At 62.0% G+C, this 15,769-nt stretch carries 14 protein-coding genes; 10 read left to right on the top strand and 4 right to left on the bottom strand.

The window, feature by feature from the left end:
- The first annotated feature begins 1 nt into the window (after position 1).
- The 6 genes from CYG48_RS01715 to lpxK all read left to right on the top strand — a co-directional run bounded on the left by CYG48_RS01715 (position 2) and on the right by lpxK (position 5,845).
- On the top strand, positions 2-1,348 hold the full coding sequence (locus CYG48_RS01715; protein ID WP_118851427.1) for a TldD/PmbA family protein: 1,347 nt from the start codon (positions 2-4) through the stop codon (positions 1,346-1,348).
- A gap of 4 nt (positions 1,349-1,352) precedes the next feature.
- Complete coding sequence (locus CYG48_RS01720; RefSeq protein ID WP_118848805.1) at positions 1,353-2,147, top strand: 3'(2'),5'-bisphosphate nucleotidase CysQ; 795 nt, start codon at positions 1,353-1,355, stop codon at positions 2,145-2,147.
- An 81-nt stretch (positions 2,148-2,228) separates the two neighbouring features.
- On the top strand, positions 2,229-2,471 hold the full coding sequence (locus tag CYG48_RS01725; RefSeq protein WP_118848806.1) for a DUF4170 domain-containing protein: 243 nt from the start codon (positions 2,229-2,231) through the stop codon (positions 2,469-2,471).
- A 175-nt stretch (positions 2,472-2,646) separates the two neighbouring features.
- Positions 2,647-3,963, top strand: a complete 1,317-nt coding sequence (waaA, locus tag CYG48_RS01730) for a lipid IV(A) 3-deoxy-D-manno-octulosonic acid transferase (protein ID WP_118848807.1) — start codon at positions 2,647-2,649, stop codon at positions 3,961-3,963.
- Between the two features lie 2 nt (positions 3,964-3,965).
- A complete protein-coding gene (locus tag CYG48_RS01735; protein WP_118851428.1) occupies positions 3,966-4,706 on the top strand; it encodes an HAD family hydrolase in 741 nt (246 codons plus the stop codon).
- 92 nt (positions 4,707-4,798) lie between these two features.
- Positions 4,799-5,845 carry a tetraacyldisaccharide 4'-kinase gene (gene lpxK / locus CYG48_RS01740; RefSeq protein ID WP_118848808.1) on the top strand — a complete coding sequence of 349 codons (1,047 nt, stop codon included), beginning with the start codon at positions 4,799-4,801 and terminating at the stop codon, positions 5,843-5,845.
- On the opposite strand, the gene CYG48_RS01745 is transcribed toward lpxK, so the two are convergent.
- Both CYG48_RS01745 and mutL read right to left on the bottom strand, forming a co-directional pair.
- The gene (locus CYG48_RS01745; protein WP_118848809.1) at positions 5,842-6,075 is read right to left on the bottom strand and encodes a DUF2093 domain-containing protein; all 234 of its coding nucleotides are present in this window, start codon (positions 6,073-6,075) and stop codon (positions 5,842-5,844) included. The two genes, lpxK and CYG48_RS01745, sit on opposite strands and share 4 nt — an antisense overlap.
- Before the next feature lie 65 nt (positions 6,076-6,140).
- The gene (gene mutL, locus CYG48_RS01750; RefSeq protein WP_118848810.1) at positions 6,141-7,967 is read right to left on the bottom strand and encodes a DNA mismatch repair endonuclease MutL; all 1,827 of its coding nucleotides are present in this window, start codon (positions 7,965-7,967) and stop codon (positions 6,141-6,143) included.
- 352 nt (positions 7,968-8,319) lie between these two features.
- On the opposite strand from mutL, the gene CYG48_RS01755 reads away from it, so the two are divergent.
- Together CYG48_RS01755 and CYG48_RS01760 are read left to right on the top strand one after the other, a co-directional pair.
- Positions 8,320-9,996 (top strand): response regulator, encoded by a 1,677-nt coding sequence (locus tag CYG48_RS01755; protein WP_118848811.1) that lies wholly within the window; start codon positions 8,320-8,322, stop codon positions 9,994-9,996.
- A 92-nt stretch (positions 9,997-10,088) separates the two neighbouring features.
- On the top strand, positions 10,089-11,453 hold the full coding sequence (locus tag CYG48_RS01760; RefSeq protein ID WP_118848812.1) for a putative bifunctional diguanylate cyclase/phosphodiesterase: 1,365 nt from the start codon (positions 10,089-10,091) through the stop codon (positions 11,451-11,453).
- Positions 11,454-11,525: 72 nt separating this feature from the next.
- Here CYG48_RS01760 and CYG48_RS01765 read toward each other — a convergent pair whose 3' ends face one another.
- Both CYG48_RS01765 and CYG48_RS01770 read right to left on the bottom strand, forming a co-directional pair.
- Positions 11,526-12,191, bottom strand: a complete 666-nt coding sequence (locus CYG48_RS01765; RefSeq protein WP_118848813.1) for a PRC-barrel domain-containing protein — start codon at positions 12,189-12,191, stop codon at positions 11,526-11,528.
- Between the two features lie 162 nt (positions 12,192-12,353).
- Positions 12,354-13,235 carry an SMP-30/gluconolactonase/LRE family protein gene (locus tag CYG48_RS01770; RefSeq protein ID WP_118848814.1) on the bottom strand — a complete coding sequence of 294 codons (882 nt, stop codon included), beginning with the start codon at positions 13,233-13,235 and terminating at the stop codon, positions 12,354-12,356.
- 192 nt (positions 13,236-13,427) lie between these two features.
- On the opposite strand from CYG48_RS01770, the gene CYG48_RS01775 reads away from it, so the two are divergent.
- Positions 13,428-14,156 (top strand): helix-turn-helix transcriptional regulator, encoded by a 729-nt coding sequence (locus CYG48_RS01775; RefSeq protein ID WP_118848815.1) that lies wholly within the window; start codon positions 13,428-13,430, stop codon positions 14,154-14,156.
- A gap of 369 nt (positions 14,157-14,525) precedes the next feature.
- Entirely contained in the window at positions 14,526-15,698 is a 1,173-nt protein-coding gene (apbC, locus tag CYG48_RS01780; RefSeq protein ID WP_118848816.1) for an iron-sulfur cluster carrier protein ApbC, read from the top strand.
- Positions 15,699-15,769: the final 71 nt, after the last annotated feature.

Here is a 15,769-nt window from a genome sequence, read left to right on the forward strand (position 1 = left end):
CATGACATCCGAAATCGACTCCGCTGCGCTGCTCTCCCGTGCCAGTGAACTGGTAGATCTGGCCAAGGCGGCGGGGGCCGATCAGGCGGATGCCGTCGTGGTCCGTTCCCGGTCGCGCTCTGTCAGCGTGCGGCTTGGCAAGGTCGAAGGCACCGAAGCATCCGAAAGCGACGATTTTGCGCTGCGCGTCTTCGTCGGGCGGCGCGTCGCAAGCGTTTCGGCCAACCCCGGTTTCGACATGAGGACGCTTGCCGAGCGGGCGGTCGCCATGGCCAAGGTCTCGCCGGAAGACCCCTATGCTTGCCTGGCGGACGAAAAGGATCTCGCCCGCTCATATCCCGACCTGGACCTGTTTGATCCGACCGATGTGCCGACGGAAGATCTTCGTTCTGCTGCGCTCGAAATGGAGCAGGCGGCACTTGAAGTCCGGGGCATCTCGAACTCCTCTGGCGCCGGAGCATCTGCCGGTCTCGGCGGGCTCGTGCTTGTCACCTCGCATGGTTTCTCGGGAAGTTATGTCGCAAGCCGCTTCGGCCGTTCCGTCAGTGTCATCGCCGGCGAAGGCACCAGGATGGAGCGCGACTATGATTTCGACAGCCGCCTTTTCGCAGCAGACCTCGACGATCCGAAGGTGATCGGGCGTCGCGCCGGTGAGCGTGCAGCCAAGCGTGTCAATCCGCGCCAGGTCGATACCGGCAGCAACGTCACCGTGGTTTTCGATCCGCGCATTGCCCGCGGCTTCGTCGGCCATATCGCAGGGGCCATCAACGGCGCATCCGTTGCCCGCAAGACCAGCTTCCTCCGCGACAAGATGGGCCAGCAGGTCCTCAAATCCGGTCTCCACATCACCGACGACCCGCTCATCGTGCGCGGATCCTCCTCGCGGCCCTTCGATGGAGAAGGCGTGAAGGGCGAGCGCCTCGTGATGATCGAGGATGGCGTCCTGAAGCACTGGTTCCTGTCGACCTCGACGGCGCGTGAACTCGGCCTCTCCACCAACGGTCGCGGCGTGCGCGGCGGCACCTCGGTTTCACCGGCCTCCACCAATCTCGCGCTTGAGCCTGGCGATATCTCGCCGGAAGACCTGATCAAGTCGGTTGGAACCGGGTTCTACGTCACCGAGTTGATCGGCCAGGGCGTCAACATGATCACCGGCGAATACAGCCGCGGCGCCACCGGCTTCTGGATCGAGAATGGCGAACTGACATATCCGGTCTCAGAGGTCACGATCGCCTCCAACCTCAAAGACATGTTCATGCGGATGACCCCTGCCAACGACATCGACCGGAAGTTCGGCATTGCCTCCCCGACCATCGCCATAGAGGGCATGACCCTGGCGGGACGCTGATCCCATGGACAGGGTGAACGAGCAGTGGCGCCAGGATCTCGACCTTATCGTTGACGCGGCACGCGAGGCGGGTGAAATCGCCCATGGGTTCTTTGGCGCCTCGCCGGAGGTCTGGTGGAAGAATGAAGGCAAGTCGCCCGTCAGTGCCGCGGATTTCGCAGCCAATGACCGCCTGCAGAGCCTGCTCCTGAAGGCCCGGCCGAACTACGGCTGGCTCTCGGAGGAGACCGACGACGATACCGCCCGGCTCACCATGGACACGCTATTCGTCGTCGACCCGATCGATGGCACGCGCGCCTTTCTCAACGGCGAAAAGACGTGGTGCGTATCGGTCGCCGTCGTCCACCGCGGCAGCCCGGTCGCCGGAGTGCTTGTTGCCCCGGCGCTGAAGGAGGAGTTTTCCGCGGTCGCTGGCGGTCCGGCCTTCAAGAATGGTGCTCCTGTTTCCGTCACGAGCGGGCGCAATGGCTCGGAACTGGTGATCGCCGCCGACGAGGCGTTGGTGAAGAGCTTTGATCCGACCTTCCGCAGCGATGTCCGCCGTGTCAGGCACGTACCATCACTTGCCTATCGTCTGGCGATGATCGCCGATGGCCGTATCGACGGCACGGTCGTCAAGCGCGACTCCCATGACTGGGACCTCGCGGCAGCCGACCTCATTCTCGACCGCGCGGGCGGCTGTCTCACCGACCTTGCCAGCAACAGGCTCACCTATAACCGCGAGAGCGTCAGCCACGAGATGCTGGTCGCCGGCGCACCGCATGCCGTTGGCAGCCTTCTGCCGCAACTGCACCCTTAAAACATCGGGTTGACGTTTCCGGGTGAATGCCGCAGATGATGGCCTCACGCGGGAGGAGCCTGAACGAACGGATAATAAGAAATGACGGAAACAAGCGATAAGAAGCAGCTTTTGCACCTGGTCTTCGGCGGCGAGTTGAAGAGCCTCGGGAGCACCGAGTTCAAGGACCTTTCGAAGGTCGATATCGTCGGCATCTATCCGGACTATGCGAGTGCTCTGGTCGCCTGGCGCACCAAGGCGCAGCAGACGGTGGACAATGCCGAGATGCGGTACTTCATCGTTCACATGCACCGCTTGCTTGACCCGGATGCCAAGTCGGCCTGAGCCAGGCCTCTGGTGCAATCGGCAGCCCGTCCAGCAATCCGAGAAGTGATCCGGCAGAACCCGTTTTTGACGCATTTGTAACAGACAGAATCTCCATTACGGATGTTCATCGGAGGATAGGCAGATCCATGGCGGCCATGTTGCACCAAGGGGTTAGGCACCAAGGGGTTAGGCATTGAGCAGCTTTCCTGCACGCACGGCCCTTTTTGCCTACCGGGCAGCCGGCGTCGCACTTTATCCCCTGGTCGGTCCTTACCTGACCTACCGGGCGATGAAGGGGAAAGAGGAACGCTCCCGGCGCCTGGAGCGGTTCGGCTTTGCAAGCCTTGCGCGCCCCCGTGGTCCGCTTGTCTGGGTTCATGCCGCAAGCGTCGGCGAGACGCTTGCCATCCTGCCGTTGATCCGCGAACTGCGGCGCCGTGAAATCCACGTGCTCCTGACCACCGGAACCGTGACTTCGGCGGCGCTGGTCCGCTCGCGGCTCGGCGATGAGGTCATCCATCAGTATGTGCCGCTCGACCTGAAATTTCCGATCAAGCGCTTCATCGCCTATTGGAAACCGGATGCCTGCATCACGGCAGAGTCGGAGATCTGGCCCACCACCATCCTCGAGCTGACGCGTCGGCACATCCCACAGATCCGTGTGAATGCACGTATCTCCGACCGCTCCTTTGACCGTTGGCGCAATCGTGCCAGCCTTGCCGAGGCCCTGTTCGGCAAGATGTCGCTCGTTGTCGCGCAGTCGGACCTCGATGCCGAGCGCTTTCGCGAACTCGGCGCCTGGCCGGTTATCGTTTCTGGTAACCTGAAAAGTGACACAGACCCGCCGCCTTGTGACGAGCAGGTGCTAGAAACCTATCGCAAGCAGGTCGGCAACCGTCCCACCTGGGCTGCTATTTCCACCTTTGAAGGCGAAGAGAAAACCGCAGCCGCCGTGCATGGTGCGCTGAAGCCGAAGATGGGACAACTGACCATCCTCGTGCCGCGTCATCCGGACCGGGCCGATGCGATCGAAGCCATGCTGAAGGAAGCCGGCCTCAACGTCGCAAGGCGCTCTCGCAATGACGAACTGACGTCTGAAACGGATATTTTCCTCGGGGATTCCATCGGTGAGATGGGGCTTTATCTCCGCCTGACGGAGATCGCCTTTGTCGGTCGGTCGCTTTCGGGCGAAGGTGGGCAGAACCCGCTGGAGCCTGCCTTGCTTGGCTGCGCCATCCTGTCCGGCCCCCATGTGCAGAATTTTCGCGATGCCTACCAGCACCTCGTGCGCAAGGGCGCGGCGCGCATCGTCAAGGATGCGGACATGCTGGAACGCGCTGTGCACTACCTGCTGGCAAACGACATGGCACGGATGAAGATGGTGGATGCGGGGCACGACGCCATGGAAGAAATGCGTGGGGCGCTGTCGAAGACGGTGAAGGCGCTGGAGCCATACATCAATCCGCTCACGGTCAGTGCGCGTCTGCAGCCAAAGAGCGCGGCGATCTGATGATGGAAGCCAAGGCAAGCCAGGACGTGCTGGAGAACATTGGGGGCATTCTGTTCGACAAGGACGGCACTCTGCTGCTTTATGATGAAAGCTGGGGCCCGGTAAACCGCGAGGCTGCGCGTATTGCCGCCGCCGGTGATGCCGAACTTGAGCCGCAGCTTCTGTTTGCGGCGGGGATGGATCCTGTATCCGGCCACACCCGCGCAGACAGCCTCTTTGCCGCCGGTAATGCGGCAGAGATTGCCGAAGGCCTCGTTGCTGCCGGCTCTCCCCTGGCCGTCGATGAACTGACGCGGCTGCTGGATGAGCTATTCGTGCGCGCCACAGAGTTCTCGGTTGCCGTCACGGATCTCGCCGCGCTGTTTGCGAGCCTCAAGGCGCGAGGCTTCAAGATCGGCATCGCCTCGAGCGACAACGAGCAATCGATCCGCCAGACCGCCACCCGCTTTGGCATCATCGACATGGTGGACTTCATTGCCGGTTATGACAGCGGCCATGGCGTCAAGCCGGAGCCGGGCATGATCCTCGGCTTCTGCCAGGCGACGGGCCTTGCGCCCTCCCAAGTCGCCATGGTCGGCGACAACAATCACGACATGCATATGGGAGCAGCGGCTGGAGCAGGCCTCAAGGTCGCGGTGCTGACCGGCACGGGCTCGCGCGAAACGCTTTCGGCGGCCTCCGACATCTGCCTTGATGACATCACCGGGCTTCTGTCGCTTTTCCCCCAGAAGCTGGCCGTCTGACCTCAAGCGACCGCGCCGGGTCTTGCCTTTTTGGCGAAACTACCATCTTTTCCTCGTTCAATACGGGTCGGGTCTGCCGGAGACGGAAGTATATGGTATCGGAAGCGCCGCCATTTTGGTGGACGAAAGCGGATTGGCGTGCCTGGGGTCTTTCCCCGTTCTCCTTCATCTATGGGCGAATTGCGGGCCGCCGCATGCTCAAGGCGCGCCGCGCCATCGTTCCTGTTCCCGTCATCTGCATCGGCAATTTCACCGTCGGTGGCGCCGGCAAGACGCCCACAGCGATTGCTATCGCGCGGGCTGCCAAGAACAAGGGGCTGAGGCCCGGATTCCTGAGCCGTGGTTACGGCGGCACGCTGGATGTCACCACTGTCGTTGATGGGGAACATCACCGCGCCGAGGCCGTGGGCGATGAAGCGCTTCTATTGTGCCGGGAAGCGCTCACTGTCATATCGCGTGGGCGCGTCGATGGCGCTCGACGGCTGGTGGAAGAGGGCGTTGACCTCATCATCATGGACGACGGCTTTCAGAGCGCCCGCCTTGAGCTCGACTTTGCGCTGGTGGTGATTGACACGGTCCGTGGCATCGGCAACGGCCACCTCGTGCCTGGCGGCCCTGTGCGGGCGCCGATTGCCGAACAGATGCGGCAACTGTCAGCCATCCTGAAGGTGGGGGAGGGCACAGCAGCAGATGCGCTGGTGCGCCAGGCCGCACGCGCCGGAAAGCAGATCCACGTTGCGTCGCTCGCGCCGAGGCCGAACCCGGAAATCGCCGGCAAGAACCTGTTTGCCTTCGCCGGTATCGCTGATCCGGAAAAATTCTATCGCAGCCTGCAGCAGGCGGGTGGGTTGGTCACGGCCAAGCGCGCCTTTCCCGATCATCATTATTTCACCGATGACGAGGTGGCGGAACTCCTGGCGGATGCGGCGAAGGACGGCCTGACGCTCGTTACGACCGCCAAGGATGCCGTTCGGCTCGCCGGTCACCACGGCCCCAAACGGGAACTGGCAAGCGTTGCGCAGGTGCTGGAAGTCGACATGACCTTCGATGACCCCAATGCACCGGGCAAGATCATCGAAACGGCGATGGCGAATTTCAGAAACCGCCGCCTAAAGGAAGCAATTAGCCCGAAAGCTTAAGCCTGTCTTTGCGTGGGAAGGACACCGGCACGTTTGTCGGCCTCGAGCGCGGTCGCGCAGTCAACATAAGGCTCCTGCCGCGCCACGCTCCAGTAGCGCAGTTCATCTATCGGGATCTGGGTGCCGGTGATGGCGCAGACGACGTAGGACCCGGCGGTCAGGATCTGGTAGTCGCCGTCCAGATACCGGATTTTCGCCTCGCGGAAGCCGCTGCCTTCAAACCGGTTCATCTGTCTTCTCCTACGGAAAAACATGGCGCTCCTCTAACGCGATACGCTCGCAAAGGCCAGCACTTTCAGCTTCGCCCAAACAGCCGCTCGATGTCGGAAAGCTTCAGTTCGATATAGGTGGGGCGGCCGTGGTTGCAGGTGCCGGAGCCGGGCGTCGCCTCCATTTCCCGCAGCAGCGCGTTCATTTCCTCAGGCTTCAGACGCCGTCCGGAACGGACTGAGCCGTGACAGGCCATGGTGGCGGCAACATATTCCAGCTTCCCGCGCAACCCGCCGGCAGTGTTCCATTCGGCGACCTCGTCGGCAAGGTCGCGCACCAGCGATGCAGCATCCACCTCGCCAAGCATCGCAGGCGTTTCGCGCACCGCGACGGCGCCCGGGCCAAAACGCTCCAAAGCGAGCCCCAACCGATCCAGCTCTGCCGCGTGGGCGATCAGCCTGTCGCAGTCTTCTTCCGGCAGGTCGATGATCTCCGGGATCAGCAAAACCTGGCTCGGCAGGCGGCGACCGTCGAGCGCTTTGCGCATCGCCTCGAACACCAGCCGTTCGTGTGCGGCATGCTGATCGACGATCACCAGCCCGTCCTCCGTCTGCGCCACGATATAGTTCTCGTGAACCTGCGCCCTTGCCGCGCCCAGCCGGTGCCGCTGGGTCTCGGTGTCCTGCGTCGCCTGCACCGGATGGGTGTTCGGCATGTCCGCCCGGGCGGCGGGCATGGTCAGGGTATCGAAAACCGCCTGGCCGCGTTCGGCAAACCCCGCGGTGGCGAATGGCTCAAGCGGGCGCGACGGCGAGGATGCCGCAGTCCATGGCGTGGTCCGCGCCGCCTGATAGGTTGCGCCACCAGGATTGAAGCCTGGCCGGAACGCCTGCATCAGCCCGGCGCCGCCGGTGGTTGCCGCCCGGTCACCCTCGCGATGCAGCGCCTGGCGGATGGCGCCGACGATCAGACCACGCACGAGACCGGGATCGCGGAAGCGTACGTCCGCCTTGGCGGGATGCACGTTGACGTCAACCAGCGCTGGATCGAGCGTGATCGAAAGAACGGCAACCGGATAACGGCCGGCCGGCACGCTTTCAGCATAAGCCCCGCGGATCGCCGACAGGATGAGCTTGTCCTGCACCGGTCGACCATTGACGAAGGCATATTGATGGGCCGAGTTGCCGCGGTGGAAGGTCGGCAGGCCAACGAAGCCGGCAAGCTCGACATCCTCACGGGCGGCATCGATCTCGATCGCGTTGTCGCGAAACTCGGCCCCCAAGACCTGCGCCATGCGGGCCAGATGGTCGTCGCCAGTCGCCGGAAATTCCAGCGTCGTGCGATCGGAGCCGGACAATACGAAGCGGATTTTCGGAAAGGCGATCGCCATCCGCTTGACGATCTCGGTGATCGCACCCGCCTCGGCGCGCTCGGTCTTCAGGAACTTCAGCCGTGCCGGTGTCGCAAAGAAGATGTCGCGGACCTCGACCACCGTGCCGGCATTGGCGGGCGCCGGGCGGACCCCGGTGGTTTTGCCGCCGGTGACCGAGACCTGCGATCCTTCGCTATCGCCGTACCGGCGGCTGGTAATCGTCAGTTTGGCGACCGAACCGATCGAGGGCAGTGCCTCGCCGCGAAAGCCGAGGGTACGGATATCGTCGAGCGTATCGGAAATCTTGGAGGTGCAATGCCGCCGGACCGCGAGATCAAGGTCCGCCGCGCTCATACCGGATCCGTTGTCTGTGATCCGCATCAGACTCTTGCCGCCGCCGGCGGTTGCAATCTCGATACGCGTCGCGCCGGCGTCGATGGCGTTCTCGATCAATTCCTTGGCGGCGCTGGCAGGTCTTTCGATGACCTCGCCGGCGGCGATCTGATTGATGAGGGTTTCGGGCAGCTGTTGAACGGGCATGCGCCATTTTCGCGGATTCGGACCGACAAGGGAAGCCCGTGCCGGTACGGGTCAACAATCGCACGAGAGCGGCATCTTGCTGTCGTCGATTAACAGCCCCTTAAGCTAAAACCGATAACCAGTTGCATCTGATTGGATGAACCCGGGGAAGCGCCAGCTTCCCGCACGCAGCAGGGATGGCGGCCAGCTGGGCACCGCCATACGAGACCCGGTTGCGCGCTGAAGACTTGCAGCCAGCATGTGCCTACCCCCTCCCACAGTGACTCGCAGCGAGGATCAACATCCCAGGTGTGATTGCCGGACTGGTGGCCGCGTTGGACCATCAGCCTGAAATGGATACGGAGTTCATCCTATGAATGATTTGCCGTCGGCGGACGCGAACATTCAGACTACGATGTTGGAAGTCATCTCCGAGTGCATCACCGGAGGTGTCCTCGTTTATGACAAGAACGACCTGATCCTCTTCGGCAGTCAGCAGCTTCTTTCCCTGCTTCCGATTACGCCAGCGGCAATCGCGCGCGGCACCCGGCTTCGTGACTTCATGGGCGCCGTCTACGATGGCGGCGGGCGCTTCTTGTGTGACGGACCGAACCAGCGCCGCGTGCTGGGCCGCGAGGACTGGATCGCCGAACAGATCGCCTCGTTTTGGAAAGAGCGGGTAGACACGGTCGAGCGCCGCGGCACCGACCGCTGGCTGAGTTTTTCCAAGCGCCGGCTGGCCTCCGGCTTCGGCATGTGCCTCGTCAAGGACATCTCCGAACACAAAAAGCGCGAAGAGCAGTGGCGTTTTGACATGGAACGCGTCCAGGTGACCGAAGAGGTGCTGGACAACCTGCCGTTCCCGGTGAGCGTCAGGGACAGCAAGCTCGCCTATGTCGCCGTCAACAAGATGGCTGCCCGTTTTCATGACCTGCCGGTGGAAGCCTTTCTTGGCCGCACCGGCGCGGACGTGCATCCCCCGGAGGTGGAGAAGCGGCTCGACCCGATCAATCGCGAAGTGCTGGAAACCGGCGAACCGAAGCAACTGCCGGAACTGGTGACGCGCCCCAATGGCTCGCAGATGGCGATCATCGCCCACAAGTACAGGATCGGTAAGCCCGGCCGCTATTATCTAGTGACGGCAATGGAGGACATCACCGATCTGGTGGACGCGAGCGAAGACGGCAATACCGTCACCTCCCGTGTGCGCCTGCAGGCACTGACGCTCACCAATCTCATGCGGCGGCACAACCATGCCGCAGGCACATCCACAGATGTGGAGCCCCTGCCGAGCCTCGTGGACAAGCGCATCCTTGTCGTCTCCGCCGACCTGCGCCGGTCGACCGAAGCACTGGACGTCGTCGCGGCGATGGGCGCCGAGAGCGTTTCGGTTCGCAGCCTCGCCGAGCTCCAGCTCTTCCTGAAATTCGCCGAGGAAGCGGGTCTCGCCATCGATCTCCTGGTGATCGACGCCGCAATGGACAGCCTGTGCTTCGAATTCGCCCGCCAGTCCGGCATCAAGGCGATCGAGATCGAGGCCTTCGAACTGAAGCAGGACTTCGCTTACCGGCTCGCCCGCTGCCTGTCCGATCCCAGCATTGAAGCGGAAAAAGTGGTGCAGGATGACTGGCAGATCACGGTCGTCGGCAGCGACAAGCCGCAGCTTGATATCCTCGTGGCGGAGGACAACGAGGTCAACCAGATCGTCTTTTCGCAGATCCTTGAAGGGCTGGGCTACAGCCATGTGATCGCCGCCGATGGCGAAGAGGCGGTGCGGGTGTGGACGGAGCGTTCGCCGCGCCTCATCCTGATGGACGTCACGCTGCCGAAGCTGAACGGATATGAGGCGAGCCTGAAAATCCGGTCGCTTGAGACGCCGGACAACAGTATTCCGATCATCGGCGTGCTGCCGCTCGCCTTCGATCGGGATCGCGACCAGTGCATCGCATCCGGCATGAACGACGTGATCCTAAAGCCGATCAGCCCCGAGGCTCTCGAGAACCTCTTCAAGACCCATCTCGATGTGTCGCCCCGGCAGAAACAGGCCTGACCGCGAAGGCTAATCCTTCCGCGCAAACGCATCTTTTTCTTAATCTTTTTCTCGCATCTTTCACTTGGATTTTGGGAGAGCGACGAATTTTGATGAAGCCGGCGGGGAACATAATACCGCAAGTCAGCCATAATGAACTGCAGGCCATGGCCTACAGCGATCCGCTGACAGGGCTTGGAAATCGGTACAGATTGCGCGACAAGGTGAGGCTGCTTGCCGCCGAACGCGCCCAGGATCCGGCCCCCTTCACCATCTGCATCGCCAACCTTGATGGCTTCAAGCCGATCAACGACCTTTTCGGTGCCGAGGCGGGCGACGAAATCCTTTGCCAGGTGGCGCATCGCCTGAAGGCCTGCATCCCTGACGGCGCGACGGTGACGCGGCACGACGGTGACGAATTTGCCTTCGTGCTGCCGCTGATTTTCGAACGCCAGGGTGCCGAACGCATCGGCCAGATGATCCGCGATGTCCTGTCGGCGCCTTATGACCTCGGCGACCGCAATGTGCGCCTCTCGGCCTCCTTCGGGTTCGCCGTTTATCCCTTCGCCGGCGAAGAGTTCGAGGAGCTGCTGAAGAGTGCCGAAACGGCGCTATATCGATCGAAGCGCCGCGGCCGCGGGCAGATCACTGTTTATTCTCGCGAGATTGCCCAGGAAATGAAGCGAGCGACGCAGCTCGAACAGGCGCTGCGCAACGCCGTTATCGCCGATGCGGTGGACGTGCATTTCCAGCCGATCGTGCGCATTCACGATGGCGCCGTGGTTGGCTTCGAGGCCTTGGCGCGCTGGATGGATCCGGATATCGGTTCCGTGTCACCGGCAGTCTTCGTGCCGCTTGCGGAAGAGCGCGGCTTCATCGATGCCCTGTCGGAAACCCTGCTGCGCAAGGCCGCCGAAGCGGCCCTGTCCTGGCCGCGCGAGCTTTTCCTGTCCTTCAACCTGTCCTCCGCCCAGTTGATGGACCCCGGCACGACCGACACCATCCTCTCGACCCTGGCGCGCGTTGGGCTGGACCCACGACGGCTCGAGCTGGAAATCACCGAAACGGCGGTGATGACATCGGCCGACACCGCAAGCCGCATCATCGCGGACCTGCGCAATCACGGCGTAAGGATCTCGCTGGATGACTTCGGCACCGGGCAGTCGAGCCTCGGCCGGCTTCGCGACTTCACCTTCGACAAGGTGAAGATCGACCGTGCCTTCATCTCGCAGATCACCACGGATCGCGCCTCTGAGCATATCGTCAAGGCGATCATCGCCATGTGCGATGGCTTGAACCTTGCCGTGGTTGCCGAAGGCATCGAGCAGAAGGCCGATGCCGACAAGCTGAAGCAGCTTGGTTGCGGCATGGGGCAGGGTTATTATTACGGCAGGCCCGTGGATGGCACGGCGACCCTGCGTTACCTGCACGATCACTTCCGCGAGTTCATGTCGATCGAGCGCAGCGGAAACCGCTAGCCGCCAAAGAAAAAGGCGGCGCCATTGGCACCGCCTTCCTTGCAGGATGACAAGCTGTCACCCGTTGCAGGCTTACTTGCTCGGAGCCGGGGCAGCCGGAGTGGTTGCTGCGCCGCCAGCGCCAGCATCCGTACCAGCACCGGTGCCGGCAGCAGGCATCGTCGAGGACGTGGTGGTCCGGTCAGCTTCAGCCTGCTTGTCGTCAAGCGTCTTGAATTCCGGAGCAGCCTGAAGCGATTCAGCCGTTTCCGTGGTCGTCAGGCGAACTTCGTTGTTGTTTTCAGCGTCGCGGGTCATGGTGATCTTGTCCATCGGGACTGCGACGTCCTTCTGGCCGATGCCGAGGAAGCCGCCAACGCCGATCACTGCAGCGACGATGCCGCCGTCTTCTTCCATGATCAGGTCGGTGACATTGCCGATGCTCTTGTCGTCAGAGGTGTAAACGGACTTGCCGATGTAGTCGTTGGCGCTGATCTGGTTCTCAGCCTGCTCGGTGATATAGCCGCCAGAAGCTGCTGCCGTGTCCGTTTCGGTTTCCGTGGAAGTGGTTGCTGCGCTGTCAGCAGGCTTTGCTGCATCAGCCGGGGCAGCCGGAGCGGCAGGCGTTGCCGGAGCCGGGGTCATGGGTGCTGCCGGCGAAGCCGGTGCTGCGGGCTCGGTCTGGGCAGACGCCGGTGCAATGGCGGTGGACGCCATGAGAACTGCTGCTGCGGCCATGGTGCTGAGGGTCTTCTTCATAACAATCCTACCTTCCTGTTCTTGTTAAACTTTCTGAACACGCGGACTTGGCAGGTGCCGCCGCGCTGGTTCGAAGGGAGAATGTTGACGGAGACTTTTGGTTCCGATGAAATGAAAGGCGAGTGCTGATTAGATTTTATGCACTCGCCTGTGAGCTATGCATCAAAGCAGGTAAGTGGGTTCTGCAGGGCACTCGATTGGCACGGCAATTTCAAAGACGTTACCGGCCTGTGGGTCTGCGGCCCGTTCGGCGGCATCGAGCCCTTCCCACGACGAGGTAATCGCCAGCCGCCCGCTTCCGATGAAGACAGGGCAGGTCGTGCGCTTGGCGGGCAGCAGGTGGCGCGACAGGTGTTGGCCATCGGCAGAATAATGATCGACCGCGCCTTCGCCCCAGCGCGCATTCCAGATCGAGCCGTCGCTGGCGCAGATCGAGCCGTCGATCCCGCCGGGTCTGCCGCTGTCATCCAGCAGCAATTGCGGCTCGGCAACGGGCAGGCCGGTGGCGGGGTCAAGTGCGACCCTCATCAGCCTGTTGACCTTGGTGTCGACGAAATAGCCAGTTGAGCCATCGGGAGAAAAACAGATCGAGTTCGGAATGCTGATCTGGCCATAGAGCTTCACCACTTCGCCCTTGCGCACGCAATAGATGGCGCCGGCGCCGATCTCACCCGTCTTGCTCATCGTGCCGATCCACAGGCTGCCGGTCGGATGCACCCGTCCGTCATTGGAGCGGTTGCCCGGCTTGTTCGGCTCGAGCTCGCAGTACAGCGTCAGTTCGCCAGTCGCACGGTTGCGTAGGAACAGGCCCTTGTCGCTCGCCAGAAGCTGCCGCTCAGCATCGACCGCGGCCAGCACGCTGCCCATGACAGCAAGATCGTGCTGCGTTTCCTTGTTTGTCGGCAGGTGAAGTTCATGCAGTTTCTTGCCCAGGATGTCGAACCACCAGAGCGTTTGCGTGGCGGCCTCGAAGCTTGGGCCTTCACCAAGTTCGCAAGGAGAGGCGGACAGGATTGCTCCTTCAAAATTGTAGGTTGTTACCATGCGAAATCTCCAATTGCGGTCTCGGGTGCGGAATCTGTATAATTAGCAAGCAAGTCCGCAAATGTCCTGTAGTGGGGCCGGTGATGACGCCGGTCTTGAGACTGACGCGAACGCATAGGCAAAAACAGATTACCTTTCACCATTGAAGGCCACGCCGTTTCGGCGCCCATAGTTAAAATCGAAGCAGATCCAATGATTCACGCTGGCGACGACGCTAGAAAGCACATTTACGATAGTGTCGAAGAGATCGGCCAGTTGAAGACGCAGTTCGAGGTGCTCCGCTTCATGAGGGGTATCGCCGAGCTTTACGACTGTCGCACCTTCCTGGTGCTGAACCTGCCACCAGCCACCTCGCTCAACCTGTCGAGCAACACGATCATCACGAACTGGCCGGTCGACATGCTCGCGACCTTCGACCGCGAAGGCTTGATGCAAACCGGCGCGCTGCTTCGGCGCCTGCGCAAATCCACGATTCCCTTCACCTTCGATCTCGAACAGTTGGTGGCCGAGCGTGACAGTCCGCTCTCCCGCAACGTCTTCGAATCGTTCGGCGTGGTACGCGGAGGGTATTTCCCCGTGCATGACGTGATGGGCACCCGCGGCGCCGTTTCCTTCGCAGGCAGTGGCCCGCTGTTCGATGGCCAGCAGATGATGGAGCTGATGTATATCTCCATCCATGTCTTCCAGCGGCTGGCGGAACTTCGAAATCTTGATTCGCGGCAAACGGAAGTGCTGACCGACCGGGAAACGGATTGCCTCAACTGGACGGCCGCCGGCAAGACGAGCGCCGAAATCGCCGGCATCCTCAATCTATCTGAGCATACCGTGAACCACTACCTCAACCGGGCAGCCCGCAAGCTCGATACGGTGAACCGTACCCAGGCCGTTGCCAAGGCTCTTCGTATAGGCCTCATCAAGTAACAGTTTGATGTGCTGCACCTGCGTAAAAACGCGGCAGGGGCGTGTGCCAAAAGCAGCAATAACTGCTTCAAAAATAACATCATGCTGCGCTGCAATCTTCGGCACGTAAAAGAGAGCATCGGAATGCTTGTGCATGCGAGCCATCTTCCAGCTTGGCATATTTTGTGCTTACCTACACGTCAGGTCCAGAGGGGACTGAAAGGCGCACAAAGAGGCGCGATCAAGAAGGAAGCCGTCCGTTCCGTGCGCCTGCTGGCTGCCGACGGGCGGCTTTATCCTTCTTGCCCTCGGCAAACCCGAACTCCTATATAGCCGGCTGGAACCGCTTGAGCTTTTCGAGCGGCAGGGCGCATGCTCGGGAGTGGTGAAATGTCGGGTGTAACGAAGGAACAGGTTCTCTCGGTTCTGGGCAAGGTCCGGGGGCCCGATCTGGAAGGCGACATCGTCTCGCTGGGCATGGTGTCGGACATCTTCATCTCCGACAACAAGGTTTACTTCTCCATTACCGTACCGGCGGCGCGGGCTAACGACCTGGAGCCATTGCGATCTGCGGCCGAACGCAGCGTCAAGGCAATCCCTGGCGTCACGGGCGCATTGGTAACATTGACCGCCGACCGCAAGGCCGGTGAGGCCGCGCCTGCCACGCGACCACAGCAACGGCCGGCCGCGCAGGGACATAGCCACGGTCATGCCCATGGCCACAGCCAAGCGGCTCCGGGAGCACCTGCGCAGCGGGAAAAAGCTGGTGTTCCAGGCGTCGGCGCGATCATCGCAGTTGCCTCGGGCAAGGGGGGCGTCGGCAAGTCGACGACCGCCGTCAACCTGGCGCTCGGGCTGCAGGCAAATGGCCTTCGCGTCGGTATCCTGGACGCCGACATCTACGGTCCGTCCGTTCCGCGGCTCCTGAAGATTTCCGGCCGCCCGCAGCAGATCGAAAACCGCATCATCAAGCCGATGGAGAACTACGGGCTGAAGGCCATGTCGATGGGCTTCCTGGTGGATGAGGAAACCGCGATGATCTGGCGCGGGCCGATGGTGCAGTCGGCCCTCATGCAGATGTTGCGCGAGGTTGCCTGGGGAGAGCTTGATGTTCTCGTCGTCGACATGCCGCCGGGCACCGGCGACGCCCAGTTGACCATGGCCCAGCAGGTGCCGCTGGCCGGTGCTGTGATCGTCTCGACGCCGCAGGATCTCGCGCTCATCGATGCGCGCAAAGGCATCGCCATGTTCCGCAAGGTCGAGGTGCCGTTGCTCGGCATCATCGAGAACATGAGCTACTTCCTCGCTCCCGATACCGGCAAACGTTACGACATCTTCGGTCATGGTGGTGCGCGCGGCGAGGCGGACCGGATCGGCGTGCCATTCCTTGGCGAAGTGCCGCTGACAATCGATATCCGCGAGCGCTCCGACGCAGGCACGCCGGTCGTTGCTTCGGATCCCGAGGGCGCGTCTGCCCAGATCTACCGCGACATTGCCGCAAAGGTCTGGTCGCAACTGCAGGAGCGCACGCCGCGCAAGGCGCCGGCGATCGTCTTCGAATAGAGGGGGCCGCGTTCTGCGGCCTCTGCTGAAAGAAAGTATACGCCCGCCTGCTATCGTGCTGGTCCGCTGCA

This window comes from Neorhizobium sp. SOG26 (assembly GCF_003491345.1).
GTDB lineage: Bacteria > Pseudomonadota > Alphaproteobacteria > Rhizobiales > Rhizobiaceae > Neorhizobium > Neorhizobium turbinariae.

What these genes read in the sequence shown, in the direction of transcription:
- CYG48_RS01715 (WP_118851427.1), top strand. Translation starts at nt 2, where the DNA reads ATGACATCCGAAATCGACTCCGCTGCGCTGCTCTCCCGTGCCAGTGAA.
- CYG48_RS01720 (WP_118848805.1), top strand. Translation starts at nt 1,353, where the DNA reads ATGGACAGGGTGAACGAGCAGTGGCGCCAGGATCTCGACCTTATCGTT.
- CYG48_RS01725 (WP_118848806.1), top strand. Translation starts at nt 2,229, where the DNA reads ATGACGGAAACAAGCGATAAGAAGCAGCTTTTGCACCTGGTCTTCGGC.
- CYG48_RS01735 (WP_118851428.1), top strand. Translation starts at nt 3,966, where the DNA reads ATGGAAGCCAAGGCAAGCCAGGACGTGCTGGAGAACATTGGGGGCATT.
- lpxK (WP_118848808.1), top strand. Translation starts at nt 4,799, where the DNA reads ATGGTATCGGAAGCGCCGCCATTTTGGTGGACGAAAGCGGATTGGCGT.
- CYG48_RS01745 (WP_118848809.1), bottom strand. Translation starts at nt 6,075, where the DNA reads ATGAACCGGTTTGAAGGCAGCGGCTTCCGCGAGGCGAAAATCCGGTAT.
- mutL (WP_118848810.1), bottom strand. Translation starts at nt 7,967, where the DNA reads ATGCCCGTTCAACAGCTGCCCGAAACCCTCATCAATCAGATCGCCGCC.
- CYG48_RS01755 (WP_118848811.1), top strand. Translation starts at nt 8,320, where the DNA reads ATGAATGATTTGCCGTCGGCGGACGCGAACATTCAGACTACGATGTTG.
- CYG48_RS01760 (WP_118848812.1), top strand. Translation starts at nt 10,089, where the DNA reads ATGAAGCCGGCGGGGAACATAATACCGCAAGTCAGCCATAATGAACTG.
- CYG48_RS01765 (WP_118848813.1), bottom strand. Translation starts at nt 12,191, where the DNA reads ATGAAGAAGACCCTCAGCACCATGGCCGCAGCAGCAGTTCTCATGGCG.
- CYG48_RS01770 (WP_118848814.1), bottom strand. Translation starts at nt 13,235, where the DNA reads ATGGTAACAACCTACAATTTTGAAGGAGCAATCCTGTCCGCCTCTCCT.
- CYG48_RS01775 (WP_118848815.1), top strand. Translation starts at nt 13,428, where the DNA reads ATGATTCACGCTGGCGACGACGCTAGAAAGCACATTTACGATAGTGTC.
- apbC (WP_118848816.1), top strand. Translation starts at nt 14,526, where the DNA reads ATGTCGGGTGTAACGAAGGAACAGGTTCTCTCGGTTCTGGGCAAGGTC.